We start from the raw sequence: 12,551 nt of genomic DNA, 5'->3' as shown, positions 1-12,551 counted from the left end.
CTCCGATGCTGAGAACGGCCCGTATATCGTCGCGAGCAGTCGGCAGATCGGCGCAGACGGTGCGCTCGAAGCCGGGGCGTACAAGTGGTACGCCCGGCTACGAGCACCGACCGCGCCCGCCTGGCGGTGAGCGCAGTCGTTGCTAGCTGCGCTAGAACTTCAGGTGCAGGCTGGCCATGTAGCGGCGTCCGCTCTTGTAGCGTCCGGCCAGGTGGTCCTTGTCGCCCAGATACTGCAGGTATTGCTCGTCCAGCAGGTTCTGCGCATCGACCTGCAGCGACCAGTTCGGGCTGAAGGCATAGCCGATACTGGCGCCGAGTTCGGCGTAATCGTCCACGCTTGCCGGTGCCGCACCGGCCACATAACCGCCGGCCAGATAGCTGTCGCGCCAGTTGTAGGTCAGCCGGGCATTGAGTGGGCCTTTTTCATAGTAGGGGCTGAAGGCGAGGCTGTTGCGCGATTGGTAGGGCAGGGCATCGCCGGTGTTGTTTTCGCCGGCGGCATAGGTGTAGTTGGCGGTCAGGCCGAAGCCGCTGTCGCCGAACGGTTGCTGGAAGGAGATGTTGAAGCCCTTGACCTTGCCATCGCCGGCGTTGCGCGGCCGCTGGATGCTGTAGTCGCAATAGCCATCGGCGGTACAGCCGTTGCTGCCGAGCAATTGCGCCCAGCTCTGCGGCGCAGTGTCGCGCAGTGCGTTGTACTGGCGCTCCACGCTGGCGCTGGTGTCGATGTAGTTGTCGATCTTCTTGTAGAACACCGACCACGCCACCACCGCTTGCTGCGCGAAATAATATTCGGCAGAGAGATTGAAGTTCCAGGATTCATACGGCGACAGGTCTGCATTGCCGCCGCTGCCGGTCAAGGTGGTGTCGTTGAGGAAGGTGTTGTTGACCATCTGGTTGTACGGTGCCCAGGCGATGACCTTGGCCGCAGCGAAGCGGAATACCCAGTCGTCGCTGGTGTCGTACGACAGCGTCAGCGAAGGCAGCAGAAAGTCTTCCTTGCGGGTGCGGGTCTGCCACAGGCTGCCGGCCTCGGCGAGGGAGGGCGTGCCGCTGTAGACGAAGCCACTGCCTTCGGTCTTGGAATCCACGTAGCGCACGCCGAGATTGCCGCGCAGACCGCCGCCGGAAAAATTCAGCTGCGCGTAGGCCGCATTGTTGGTCTGCTCCAGCGCCCAGCTGTTGTTGAGGTAGCTGGCCGGATCCGGCGCGCTGTAATCGACCGGGCTGTTGCGGATCCAGTTCAGCACGTTGTTGCGACCTGCCTGTATATGTCGGCCGTGATCGGGATAGAACCCCTGCAGATCGGTGAGCCCGATCGTGCCCACGTCGGCCAGGGTGCCGGGGGTGACACCACCATAGACGTTGAGCTCGAAGCGCTCGTCATGCTTGCCGTGGCGCACGCCCAACAGCAGTTGATTGAACACGCCATCGAACTGCAGATTGAAATCCAGCTGGCCGTAGGTGTCTTTGCTTTCGGTAGAGAAGATGCCGTTGTTGCCGAACCAGCCGCCGGCCGAACCCCAGTTGGCGGGGTTGCGTGCCGCTGCGGGATCGTCGAAGCGGATGCCGCGGCGGGTGTCCCAGCTGAAGCCGCCGTTGTAGAACGGCTCGATGAAGTATTGCGAGAGATCGTTGTTCTCGGACTTGCTCTGGCCCACCTGTCCGTTCAAGCCCCAACCCTCGCCGCGGAAGGCGCCGCGCAGGTCCAGTCCTTTGGTGGTCACCTCCGATTCGCGCACGTTGTTGTCGTAGATCACCGTGCCGCCGAGCGGGATCGCATTGGCGCTGGAGTGGCCACTGGTGACCACGCCGTTACGGACGCCGCCAAGTTGGTCCACCGCCGCCACGGTGCCGGCATTCCAGGTCAAAAAGCTGTACATCGACTGGTTGTAGTTGTCGAAGTTCTCATTGATGTACAGGCCGCTCAGATTGAACTCCAGCGCCTCGCTGGGCTTGAGTTGCAGGTTGACCACGGCGCTGTCGCGCTCGCGATCCTGCTGGAACCAGGCCGCGTTGATCGAGTTGGGTACATCCGCATCGGCAGGCACGCCGCCTGCGGCATTGGCGAAAGTGCTGGCCGGTGCGTAGCCGAACACTTCCATGCCGCGGCGGTCGACGCGTTCTTCGTAGTGCTGCGCCGACACCGCAATGCCGAAGGTCTGCGCCGCGTTCTTCCAGCTGTAGAGCAGTGCCGCGTTGGGTTTGCCCTGGCTGGCCTGGTCGCTGTAGCTATAGCCGATGGACGCAGCCACTTCGTTGGCCTTCAGATCCAGCGGCTGCCGCGTGTGCATTAGCACCGTGCCGCCCAGGCTGCCTTCGGTCAGGCGCGCTTCGGAGGATTTGAGAATTTCCGCACGGCCCAGGATCTGCGGGGCCAGCAGGGTGTAATCGAACCCGCGGCTGGGCTGTTCGCCATAAAGCCAGATCGCCTGCGCAACCGGATGCCCGTCCAGGAACGACAGATTGAGGCTGGGGTCGGTGCCGTCGATACTCACGCGCTCGCCTTGCCCGAAGCGCCGGTCCAGGGTGACGCCGGGAATCTGCGAGAGCGCTTCGGCCACGTTGGTGCTTGGGAATTTACCGATGTCTTCGGCGGTGATCGCCTCGGAGATGCCGGTGTTGTTGCGTTTGGTATCGAGCGATTTTTCCAGGCTGGCGCGGATGCCGACCACCTGGACGGCATCCAGGTCGGTGGCTTGCGTGCCAGCGCCGTCCTGGGCTTGCGCAGCGAATGCCAGCGATAGTGCAATGGCGCTGGACAGCAGGGTGATGCTGTATTTCATGATGTCTCTCCTCATCACGCACAGGGATGGACGGCGGGCTGCCGCTCGCCGGATGCGGGGTCTTGCAGACGCGCGCTCGGGGTGGAACGCGTGGTAGATCGCTTACGACAGCTCGGTGTGGTGTTGCAGATACCAGTTGGCCGCGCCGAGCACGCCCAGTTGCCCGTGCTCGACCAATTTGACCGGGATGCGTTCGAGCACCGCGCGCATGTTTCCCTTGTCCAGGAAGCGCTCGGCTAATGTGCTGCCAGCCAGGAACTGGCCGATCGTCGGCAGGAAGCCCCCGGCCAGATAGATGCCACCGGCAGCGCCGTAGGCCAGTGCCATGTCGCCGACCGCGCTCCCCAGCAGGCCGCAAAAAATTTGCAGGCACTCGCGCGCAAGCGCATCGTTTTCGTGCAGCGCTGCGTGCGTCACGGCGGCGGGCAGGCGATGGAGCGGCGTTGCGTCATGCAGCTCGCACACCGCGTCGTAGAGATGCAGTAAGCCCGGGCCGGAAAGCACGTGCTCGAGCGGCAGATAGTGCCGGCCACGCAACAGGCGTTGCAGCAAGGCGTATTCGTGCGGGTGGGTGCTGGCCAGCGCGACCTGGCCGGCTTCGGTAGCCAGCACGATTGCGCGTGGCTTGGCATCGATCCACAGTGCTGCACCCAGACCGGTGCCGGGGCCGACCACCAAAATCGGCCCGTTGGCGCGCGCATGGCGCGGCGTGGGTCCGCTCAGCTGCAGCACGGCGCGTTGTTCCATCTGCGGCGCTGCGTAGGCCACCGCCTCGAAATCGTTGACCAGGTGCACGTTGCGCACCGCCAGTGCGGTACCGATGCGGTTGGGCGAAATCGTCCAGGGCAGGTTGTTGCTGATGAAGCTGCCATCGTCCAGCGCTACGCCGGCACTGGCGATGACCACCGCATCGACGCGGCGCCGCTGTTGCAGGAAGTCCTCGAGGATGGCCTGGAGACTGGCGTGTTCGGCGCAGCGATAGGTGCGGTAATGCGAAAGCTCGATGGCTGCATCGCGCGTCTGCAGCATGTGCCCGACACGCACATGCGTGCCACCGACATCGGCAGCGACGAAGCTGGTGGCAACGGGGACATCGGGCGAGGCAGAGGCGTAAGCGGAACGCGAAATCGCAGCCACATTCAGTCCTTTGGTCCGTCTGACCGGCCGATGCCGTCAGCGAGTAGGGGCCTGTGTAGGAGTTGGTGACAACGATGTCAATGGATCAGTCGGGTTGGATCGATCTTGGTGGCGTGCTCAAGTGCAAAAACGTGCCATTTGGCATTGTCTGTGCGGACTTCAATGCGCAACGTGGACAAATGCGTCCAACGTGGCGCGGTGGTTGCCGAAAAGCCGACCCGGCAACTGGCGCATGGCGCTCAATTGCCCGCGAGGTGCTTCAGCCGGCGATCGCCATCGTTCAAGAACTGCGTCAGCGCACGGCGGCAGCGGTGGGCACGCCGGGCAATGTGCTGCAGGCCGCGTTATCGGTGGGCGGTGCCTGGGTGGGGTAACGCTGCTTGCCGACTACATAGGTCTGGCTGGTGGCAACGAATCCGTCCGCGTAAGTGGCTTCGACGAAATACGCGCTCCAGCCGTCCTCCGGAATCTGCACCGGTACCGGGACCGTGCCGCCGCTAGCAAGCGCAATGGGCGTGGCGCTGTAGCGTATGCCGCAGGCGTAGCGGAAATCGCGCGCGTGCGGATTATGTGCACTCCATAGCTGCACCTGCGTTGGCCGCTCGGAGGAGCGGAAGCGGATCTGCGGCGCTTGGCCCATACGCAACACATCGCTTACCTGCGGTAACGGGCGCTGCTGCTGCAGGCGCGTGATAAACGGCGCCAGGGTATCGACGACGGAGGCGCGGATATTGTGCGCACTGTTGGGCAGGACGCGCAGCGCCTTGCTGCCGGGTAGTGCGTCATAGAAGAACTGGGTGTTGTCCGGCAAAAAGAAGTCGTCGCCGCTGGCGTTGACGATGTACTTGGGCACCGCCAGCCGCGTGCGGTACGGCGTGTGCAAATAGCTCAGCGGATCTTGCAGCTGCACCAACTGCGCGAAGGCGGGGGTCTGCAGTTGTGAGGTGATGCCCTGCTTTGCATAGGCGTTGAAGGCGATCGGCCAGTTGCCGCCATAGGTGCGGGACATATGCTCCAGCACGGCCGGCATGTTGAGGATGTCGATCACCAATGGCGCCACCGCCTCCACGCGCCGGTCTGCGATGGTGGCGTGCCAGCTGGCCCATCCGCGTTTGGAGGCGCCGGCAAGGACGAAGCGATGGATTCGCAGTGGGGCCAGTTCGCGCTCGGCCAGGCTCATGGTGCGCGCAATCGCGGCCGCCATCGGCACATGCAGCGGCAATGTCTTGCGCTGCTGCGGCGCCTTGAGAAACAGCGACCAGCTATAGGCCACGCTGTCGTCTTCGCGGCGCGGGGTGGCATCGCCCTGGTAGATCAGCGCCTGGTTGGGGATGTCGCTGAGCGCGATCACCACCGTGCGGGTGCGTTGCGCCAAGGCGGCCAGCGCTTCGGGCGCCAACTCGCTGGCCGGCTGCGCCGCACTGCCATCCGCCGGGTGACGCGTGCCATTGGTTGAGATCAACACCGCGCGCGTGGGCAAGGCCTCTGTCGGCACGTAAATCGCCACGTCATGCTGCCAGCGCGCCGGCATGACCAGTCCCTCGGGCGACCAGTCCTGCGAGGTCAGTAGGTAATCGCGCCGCTCGACACCGGCCACGCTGCTGGTGCCAACGCGCGTATAGGTCAGCGGTTGCTGTTCGATGGCATCGTGGTAACACACCAGGGCTTGCCCGAAGCCAACGTCCGGTGCATTGGCGCAGCGCTCCGCCGGCGACGCAGCGGACGCGATGGGATCAGCGGGCGCGACGCCTGCAAAGAGTGTCAGGGACGATAGCAGTGCAAGGCTGCAATAGGTCTTCGAGCGCATGCAGGTTCTCCAGAGTCCGTGCGTGTGGCCAGCGATTGCTGCGACCAATTGCGTGGGAAAAACGCGGTTAGCAGTGGCGTCAGCGACGGGTGGGGGGCGCGGTGTGTGCAGGAGTGTACGCGTGGTCGGAATCGGTCAGTAGGACGGCACCTATCGCTACCGCCAATGGCTGCGTGTGCGCGATGCTGAGTACGATGATTCGGCGCGCCAACGTTGGCTGCGCCTGGGCATGGCGGGTGCGCACTGACGCTTGCGCTCTGTCTGCCGCACCGGCGCCGCCTTGCGCATGCGTTGCTCTACGGCGAGCACATTGCAGCGGCTGGTTGCAATGTCGCATGCGCAACGCGCAGCGGCGGGATACGCGCGGCGCATGCCGATGCCGTGGGTGGCAACCGCTTTCGGCAGCCGCGCAAGCTCGGCGGAGGCGCTTACTTGATCCGCCGCACCTTGGCCGGGGTGTTGTAACCCTCGATCTGCAGATACCACACGCCGACCAGACCCGGCTTGATCTTGACCTTGGGTGCGTCCTTGCGCACGCCAGACAGGCTGGCGGCATCGGTCTGTTCCCACTCCTGACCGTTGGCCAGCGTGTAAACGCGGCCCTTGGCGAAGCCCTTGAATTCGCCAACCATGGTGCTCTCGATCGGCTCCTTGCTGCCGAAGTCGAAGAAGCCGCGGTTCTTGACGATCACTTCCTGGCGGCCGGCTTCCTTGGCCTGTTCGACCACCACTGCGGCCTCCTTGGCGACCTTGCCCTGCAGCCAATCGTTGAGCGCAGCCAGTTCGCTCGCATTGAGTTTGTCCAGGCCGGCGGCCTTGAACTGTTCGGCACTCATCTGCGACTGCAGGTCGCCTTGCACCGCGCGTTGCGCCAGGGCAGGGGCGGCATGCAGCGCCAAGGTCAGGCAAACCAGCAAGGGAATGCGGCGCGCGAGCGACATGGAAGCCATCCGAAGAAGAGGAGAGGCTAGTGTAGACGCTGTTGGCGCATGCCGGCGCTGCCTATTCCAGCGGGTCTGCGGTGGCTGCTGCGGGGCGTTCTGGGCGGCGATAGATGAAGGCCGGTGCCGGCGATGCCGACTCCTGCTCGGCGGTTGCGCGCACCTGCGCATGGATGGGCGAACGTTCGCAGACCGGGTCCAGCGTGGCGGCATCGCCGCTGAGCGCTAGCGCCTGGCAGCGGCAGCCACCCCAATCGATCTCGCGCTTGGGGCAGCCCTGGCACACCTCCGGCATCCATGCGGTGCCGCGAAAGCGCACGAATGCCTCGCCGTTGTTCCAGATATCGGCCAGCGAGCGCTCGCGCAGATTGTCAAAGCGCAGGCCCTCGATGGTTTCGGCGGCATGGCAGGGCAGCACGTCGCCGCGCGGGGAGATATTGACGAAGCGCTGGCCCCAGCCGCCCATGCAGGGTTTGGGCTGGCGCGCGTAGTAATCGGGCGTGACGAAATCGATCGCCAGGCGGTCGCCGAGCTGGCGTCGCGCGGTTTCCACCGCGTCGATGGTGGCCAGCAGTTGCTCGCGGCTGGGCATCAGCGCAGCGCGGTTGCGCAGGCCCCAGCCGTAGTATTGGGTGTGCGCCACTTCGATGCGCTCGGCCTGCCATTCCAGCGCCAGCGCGATCATCCCGGGCACGCGTTCGGCGTTATGGCGGTGCAGTACCGCGTTGATCGTCAGCGGCAGGCCGCGGGCGCGGACCGCGGCGGCGAATTCGCGCTTTTTGGACAAGCTGTTGCGGTAGCCGGCGATGCGGTCGGCGCCGGCCGCATCCACGTCCTGCACGCTCAACTGCACATGTTCTAGCCCGGCCGCTTGCAGTTGGTCCAGCATCGGCTCGCCGCCAGCGACGCCGGAGGTGATCAGGTTGCTGTACAGCCCGAGTGCGCGCGCATGTGCGACCAGTTCGGGCAGGTCTTTGCGCAACATGGGTTCGCCGCCGGAAAAATGCGCCTGCAGTACGCCCATGTCGGCGGCCTGCTGCAGCAGCGAGCGCCAGCCTGCGGTGTCCATTTCCTCGCGCAGCGCTGCCAGCGCGATCGGGTTGGAGCAATACGGGCACGCCAACGGGCAGCGGTGGGTCAATTCCAACAACACCGACAGCGGTGGCGGCGCGATGCTCATAGCCGCAGCAAACGCTTCTGATGCAGGGTATCGGTGAGTTCGATCACGTCCGCTTCGATTTGGGCCGCGTCCGCATCGAATTCTGCAGCTAGCTCCTGCGCGATCTGCGCCAGCGAGCGCGTGCCGTCGTAGTGCTGCGCGACCACCAAGGCGATGTCGTCCAGCTCGACCACGCGTTCGGGCGCCAGCAATACCCACTGGTCGCGTGCACGGTCATGTTGCAGGCGCACGCCTGCACGCAGGGCCGGCTGGCTATGGCGGGTAATGCCGCTCATGCCGCGACCCGGCTGGCGTCGCGGTCCGGCACGAAGGCATCCGGCCAGACGATGCCTGGGCTCACGTAGGCCACATGCAATGCATCCAGCTGCGCCCACAGCACCGAGCACTTGAAATGCAATGCAGCCTTGACCAGCGCCTGCTTTTCGACCGTATCAGCATGCTGCTTGACGTAATCCAGCGCGAAATCCGAATCGCGTGGCGCCTCGGTCAGGCGATGCTCGAAATAGGCCAACGCTTCGGACGACACGAAGTCGTAATGCTTGAGCATGCCGGCCACGCGCTGGCCGATGATGTTGGGCGCGAACAATTCGGTCAGCGACGAGGCGATCGCTTCGAGCAGGCTTTTTTCGCGCACGAAGTGCAGGTACGCCTGCACCGCAAAGCGCGTGCCGGGCAGCAGCGCGCGCCCGGACTCCACCAGCGTGCGGTCCAGGCCCAGCGCGTCGGTGAGATGCAGCCAGCGTGCGATACCCCCGTCGCTGGCGCTATTGCCGTCGTGGTCGAGGATGCGTTGCCGCCAGATCCGCCGCAGCGCGGGGTCTTCCATGCGCGCCAGAATCGCCGCGTCCTTCAGCGGAATGCAGCGCTGGTACTCGAAGCGATTCAACGCCCAGGCCTGCACCTGGCCTCGGTCGAGCTTGCCGTGGTGCAACAGCGCATGAAACGGATGCTGGTCGTGATACAGGCGCGCGCCGATGGCACGCAGGTCTGCTTCCAGTTGGTCGGGGCTGAGCAGCGCAGTCACAGGGCGATCTCCAGGCCGTCGTGGGCAACTTCCCAACCGCTGGCGCGCGCGCTGGCGAACTCGGGTGAGAGGGTGTTGAGCACGGGATTGGTGGTGTTGAGATGGATGAAGATCTTGCGCGCCACGTTCAACGGCGCGAACGCGGCAATGGTGCCATCGGGGCCATCGATGCTCATGTGGCCCATGCGTTGGCCGGTCTTCTGGCTGACGCCCAGCTGCACCATCTCGTCATCGCGCCACAACGTGCCGTCGAAGAACACCAGTTCGGCGTCCTGCAGGCGCGCACGCAAGGCGTCGGTCATCGCAGCGCAGCCGGGAATGTAATGCATGCGGTGGCGGCCATCGCCGATGGTGAGCCCGAGGGTTTCTTCATCGGACCCCGCCAGGTCGCCGCCGCTGCGCGACTCCATGAACAAGGGCACCTTGCCGGGCACCGAGAAGGGCGTGAGCTGTAATCCGCACAGCACCAGCGGAGTGTCCAGCGCGAACGGCTGCCGGCTCACGTACTGCGGATTGACGGCGTCGAAAATGGGGTTCTGCGCGAGCAGGCCCAACACGCGGCTGCTGGCATGCAACGAGAACCGCTGGCTTTCGCGCATCGAGAGCAGGCCGGCGATGTGGTCGATCTCGCCGCTGGTCAGCAGCACCGCCTCGATCGGCGAATGTCGCAGCCCGTGCTGCGGCCACAAGGCCGGTGTCGCAAGAATTTGTTGGCGGAAATCTGGCGAGGCATTGATCAGCACCCAGCGCTCGCCATCGGCGCTGACTGCGATGCTGGCCTGGGTACGACGCTGGGCACCGTCTGTTTGCTGCCACGCCCGCAGGCTCGCGGGGGTGTGGCAATTCCACTGCGGGTGCCCACCGCCGGCCGCCGATCCCAAGACGATGATACGCATGGAGAACTGGACCTAATCTGCCGGCAACTGCCGGTCATGCATCAAGAGGAAAGGCGGCAAGGTAAGCATGAAACGTGCAGGATCAAAACTCGCCGGAGACGTAGCAGTTGATTTCGGCGCCACAATTGACTTCACGAACGACAGGCTTCTTCCAGGTCTTCATACGGCTACCTCAGCAGTTGGGAAAAACGTCGCTGGCTGCAGGATGCAACGCACGACGTGCCCCGAGCATAGGCAGGCGGTCTGGCGCAGTTGTAAAGGGCACGTAAAAAGGTGCGTAGGTTCCGATTCCCGTGCGCAGCGCCGTGCCGCTTTTCGCGCCCGGCGGTTACGAATCAAGACGTTGCGGGGTGAACCTGGCCTAAGCACGCGCGTCCTCCCGCACGGCGAGCGCCGCGGTAAAACGCGTTGTGGAGAAGGTGACGCGCACGTTACCGTAGTCGTCAGCCTCCCGTTGTTGCCCGCCGCCGTGTCCACCGCTGTGACCAGTTCCTCATTTGATCGTCTGCAGGCGCTGCTGCAGCGGCCTGCCGTGGCCTCGATCGCGCCGGCAGTGCGCGACGCGCTGGCGCAGGCCTGGCAGGACCTGCCGCCTACGCAGACCGATCGCGTGCCGTGGGCATTGCTCGGCGACACCCTGGATGCATTGGCGCTGCTGGCCGCCGACGAAGCCACCCTGATTGCGGCGTTGCTGTTCGACTTGCCTGCCTTGCGCGGCGCGATCGCGGGCCTGCCGTGGCAACCGGCGGAGCGGCGGGTGGCGGTGGAAGGCCTGTTGGACGGCCTGGATGCAGCCGATCAGGTCTGGGCGCTGCATGCCGGACGCGAGGCCGGGCGCAACAGCGAAGGGTTGCGGCGTCTGCTGCTTTCCATCATCCACGACCTGCGCGTGGTGCCGATCCTGCTGGCACGGCAGCTGGCGCGCATGCGCGTGGCCGATCGTCTGAGCGAAGATGAGCGCCGCGCGCTGGCCCAGCTCACGCGCGACATCCACGCGCCGCTGGCCAACCGGCTGGGCATCTGGCAGGTGAAGTGGGAGTTGGAGGACCTGGCATTCCGGCATCTGGAGCCGGAGACCTATCGCCGCATCGCCCGCGAAGTGGACGAAACCCGCGTGGCGCGCGAGCGCTACCTGGAAGCGGTCAAGCGCACCCTGTCGGCAGCGCTTGCCCAGCAGGGCCTGCGCGCAGAGGTGAGCGGACGGCCGAAGCACATCTACAGCATCTGGCGAAAGATGCAGAAGAAGCGGCTGTCGTTCGATCAGCTGTACGACATCCGCGCGGTGCGGGTCATGGTCGAGGACGTGGCGGCGTGCTATGCCGCGCTGGGGGCGGTGCATTCGTTGTGGGCGCCGGTGCCGAGCGAGTTCGACGATTACATCGCCCGGCCCAAGGCCAACGACTACCGCTCGTTGCATACCGCGGTGGTCGGCCCGGAAGGGCGCACGATCGAAATCCAGATCCGTACCTTCGAAATGCACGCCCAGGCCGAACTCGGCGTGGCTGCGCACTGGAAATACAAGGAAGGCGGCAAGGGCGGCGAAAAGGCGTTCGATCGCAAGATTTTGTGGATGCGCCAGCTGCTGGAGCAGGTGCAGGAGGGCGAGCATGGCGAACTAGCCGGCGCGCTGGATGCCGAGCTGATCGAAGACCGCGTGTATGCGCTCACCCCCAAGGGCGAGGTGATCGATCTGCCGCAAGGTGCCACGCCGCTGGATTTTGCGTATCACGTGCACACCATGGTCGGGCATCGCTGCCGTGGCGCACGCGTCAACGACCGCATCGTGCCGCTGACCTACCGGCTGCGCAGCGGCGACCGCGTGGAAATCATGACCGCCAAGGAAGCGGACCCGCGCCGCGATTGGCTGCTGGCCTCCAACGGCTTTCTGGCCAGCGGGCGCTCGCGCGACAAGGTACGCGCCTGGTTCCACAAGCTGGACCGCGCGCGCAATGTGCAGGCGGGCAAGGACTTGCTCGATCGCGAGCTCAAGCGCCTGGGCCTGCAGCATGCGGATCTGAGCGTGGCCGCGCGCAAATTCCACGCCGAAAACGTCGACGAGCTGTATATCCAGGTCGCCCTGGGCGATACCGGCCCGAACCAGGTCAGCCGTGCGTTGCTGGAAGCCGAACGTGCCGCGTCCCAGCCGGCGATACCGGCGCCCCCGCGGCCGACCGCGCGGCGCGATGGATTGGGGAAATCCAAATTCACCGTCGAGGGAGTGGGCAATTTGCTGGTGCAGTTGGCGCGTTGCTGCCAGCCGGTGGCCGGCGAACCGATTGCCGGCTATCTCACCCGCGGTCGCGGCATCACCGTGCACCGCACCGACTGTGCGGCACTGGCGCGCCTGGCCGCCGCCCACCCGCAGCGCGTGTTGCCGGTGGAGTGGGGCAAGGCCGGCAGCGGCTATGAAGTGGATGTGCAGGTGCGCGCGGTGGACCGCCGCTGGCTGCTCAAGGACATCACCAACCTGATCGCCCAGGAAGACGCGCACGTGCTGGAAATCAACAGCGACAACGTGCGCGATACCGGCAGGGCGCAGCTACGGCTGCGCTTGAAGGTCAGCGATTACGACCAGCTGTCCGGCCTGCTCGGCAAGCTGGATGCGCTGCCCGGCGTGAGCGAGGTGCGGCGGCTGGGCTGAGGACGCCACGCACCTGGCAAGAGCGCCCGGTTGAAAACAGACAGCACATGAAAGAGGTGAGCTGTGCCTGCCTGACGATTCCCGATTCCCGATTCCCGAAGAGCCCACACCGCCTTCGCAGCCTCCACCGCTACCAT

At 65.2% G+C, this 12,551-nt stretch carries 10 protein-coding genes; 1 reads left to right on the top strand and 9 read right to left on the bottom strand.

The window, feature by feature from the left end:
* Positions 1-151: 151 nt before the first annotated feature.
* The 9 genes from J7396_RS08640 to pqqA all read right to left on the bottom strand — a co-directional run bounded on the left by J7396_RS08640 (position 152) and on the right by pqqA (position 9,936).
* Complete coding sequence (locus J7396_RS08640) at positions 152-2,788, bottom strand: TonB-dependent receptor (RefSeq protein WP_209261304.1); 2,637 nt, start codon at positions 2,786-2,788, stop codon at positions 152-154.
* Positions 2,789-2,890: 102 nt separating this feature from the next.
* The gene (locus J7396_RS08635) at positions 2,891-3,925 is read right to left on the bottom strand and encodes a glucokinase family protein (RefSeq protein WP_209261303.1); all 1,035 of its coding nucleotides are present in this window, start codon (positions 3,923-3,925) and stop codon (positions 2,891-2,893) included.
* Between the two features lie 292 nt (positions 3,926-4,217).
* Positions 4,218-5,732, bottom strand: coding sequence for a PhoPQ-activated protein PqaA family protein (locus J7396_RS08630; RefSeq protein WP_209261302.1), 1,515 nt, complete (start codon positions 5,730-5,732; stop codon positions 4,218-4,220).
* A gap of 428 nt (positions 5,733-6,160) precedes the next feature.
* On the bottom strand, positions 6,161-6,673 hold the full coding sequence (locus tag J7396_RS08625) for a hypothetical protein (RefSeq protein WP_014090790.1): 513 nt from the start codon (positions 6,671-6,673) through the stop codon (positions 6,161-6,163).
* A gap of 61 nt (positions 6,674-6,734) precedes the next feature.
* The gene (gene pqqE / locus J7396_RS08620; protein WP_014090789.1) at positions 6,735-7,853 is read right to left on the bottom strand and encodes a pyrroloquinoline quinone biosynthesis protein PqqE; all 1,119 of its coding nucleotides are present in this window, start codon (positions 7,851-7,853) and stop codon (positions 6,735-6,737) included.
* Positions 7,850-8,128: a pyrroloquinoline quinone biosynthesis peptide chaperone PqqD gene (gene pqqD / locus J7396_RS08615; RefSeq protein ID WP_136732838.1), complete on the bottom strand. Its 279-nt coding sequence runs from the start codon at positions 8,126-8,128 to the stop codon at positions 7,850-7,852. Before pqqD ends, pqqE begins: the two co-directional genes overlap by 4 nt.
* Positions 8,125-8,877, bottom strand: a complete 753-nt coding sequence (pqqC, locus tag J7396_RS08610) for a pyrroloquinoline-quinone synthase PqqC (protein ID WP_014090788.1) — start codon at positions 8,875-8,877, stop codon at positions 8,125-8,127. Before pqqC ends, pqqD begins: the two co-directional genes overlap by 4 nt.
* Positions 8,874-9,773: a pyrroloquinoline quinone biosynthesis protein PqqB gene (pqqB, locus tag J7396_RS08605; protein ID WP_014090787.1), complete on the bottom strand. Its 900-nt coding sequence runs from the start codon at positions 9,771-9,773 to the stop codon at positions 8,874-8,876. The genes pqqC and pqqB overlap by 4 nt, the downstream gene beginning before the upstream one ends.
* Positions 9,774-9,855: 82 nt before the next feature.
* Positions 9,856-9,936: a pyrroloquinoline quinone precursor peptide PqqA gene (gene pqqA, locus J7396_RS08600; protein ID WP_002812057.1), complete on the bottom strand. Its 81-nt coding sequence runs from the start codon at positions 9,934-9,936 to the stop codon at positions 9,856-9,858.
* A 291-nt stretch (positions 9,937-10,227) separates the two neighbouring features.
* Here pqqA and J7396_RS08595 point away from each other — a divergent pair, with 291 nt between their 5' ends.
* Positions 10,228-12,414: a bifunctional (p)ppGpp synthetase/guanosine-3',5'-bis(diphosphate) 3'-pyrophosphohydrolase gene (locus J7396_RS08595; protein WP_008575218.1), complete on the top strand. Its 2,187-nt coding sequence runs from the start codon at positions 10,228-10,230 to the stop codon at positions 12,412-12,414.
* Positions 12,415-12,551 lie beyond the last annotated feature (137 nt).

Source organism: Xanthomonas sp. A1809 (assembly GCF_017746015.1).
GTDB classification, from domain to species: Bacteria; Pseudomonadota; Gammaproteobacteria; order Xanthomonadales; family Xanthomonadaceae; genus Xanthomonas; species Xanthomonas euvesicatoria.
This window is presented reverse-complemented; position numbering and strand designations above follow the sequence as displayed.

Excerpts from the sequence above, each read along its gene's own strand:
- J7396_RS08640 (WP_209261304.1), bottom strand. The coding sequence starts at position 2,788 with ATGAAATACAGCATCACCCTGCTGTCCAGCGCCATTGCACTATCGCTG.
- J7396_RS08630 (WP_209261302.1), bottom strand. The coding sequence starts at position 5,732 with ATGCGCTCGAAGACCTATTGCAGCCTTGCACTGCTATCGTCCCTGACA.
- J7396_RS08625 (WP_014090790.1), bottom strand. The coding sequence starts at position 6,673 with ATGTCGCTCGCGCGCCGCATTCCCTTGCTGGTTTGCCTGACCTTGGCG.
- pqqE (WP_014090789.1), bottom strand. The coding sequence starts at position 7,853 with ATGAGCATCGCGCCGCCACCGCTGTCGGTGTTGTTGGAATTGACCCAC.
- pqqD (WP_136732838.1), bottom strand. The coding sequence starts at position 8,128 with ATGAGCGGCATTACCCGCCATAGCCAGCCGGCCCTGCGTGCAGGCGTG.
- pqqB (WP_014090787.1), bottom strand. The coding sequence starts at position 9,773 with ATGCGTATCATCGTCTTGGGATCGGCGGCCGGCGGTGGGCACCCGCAG.
- pqqA (WP_002812057.1), bottom strand. The coding sequence starts at position 9,936 with ATGAAGACCTGGAAGAAGCCTGTCGTTCGTGAAGTCAATTGTGGCGCC.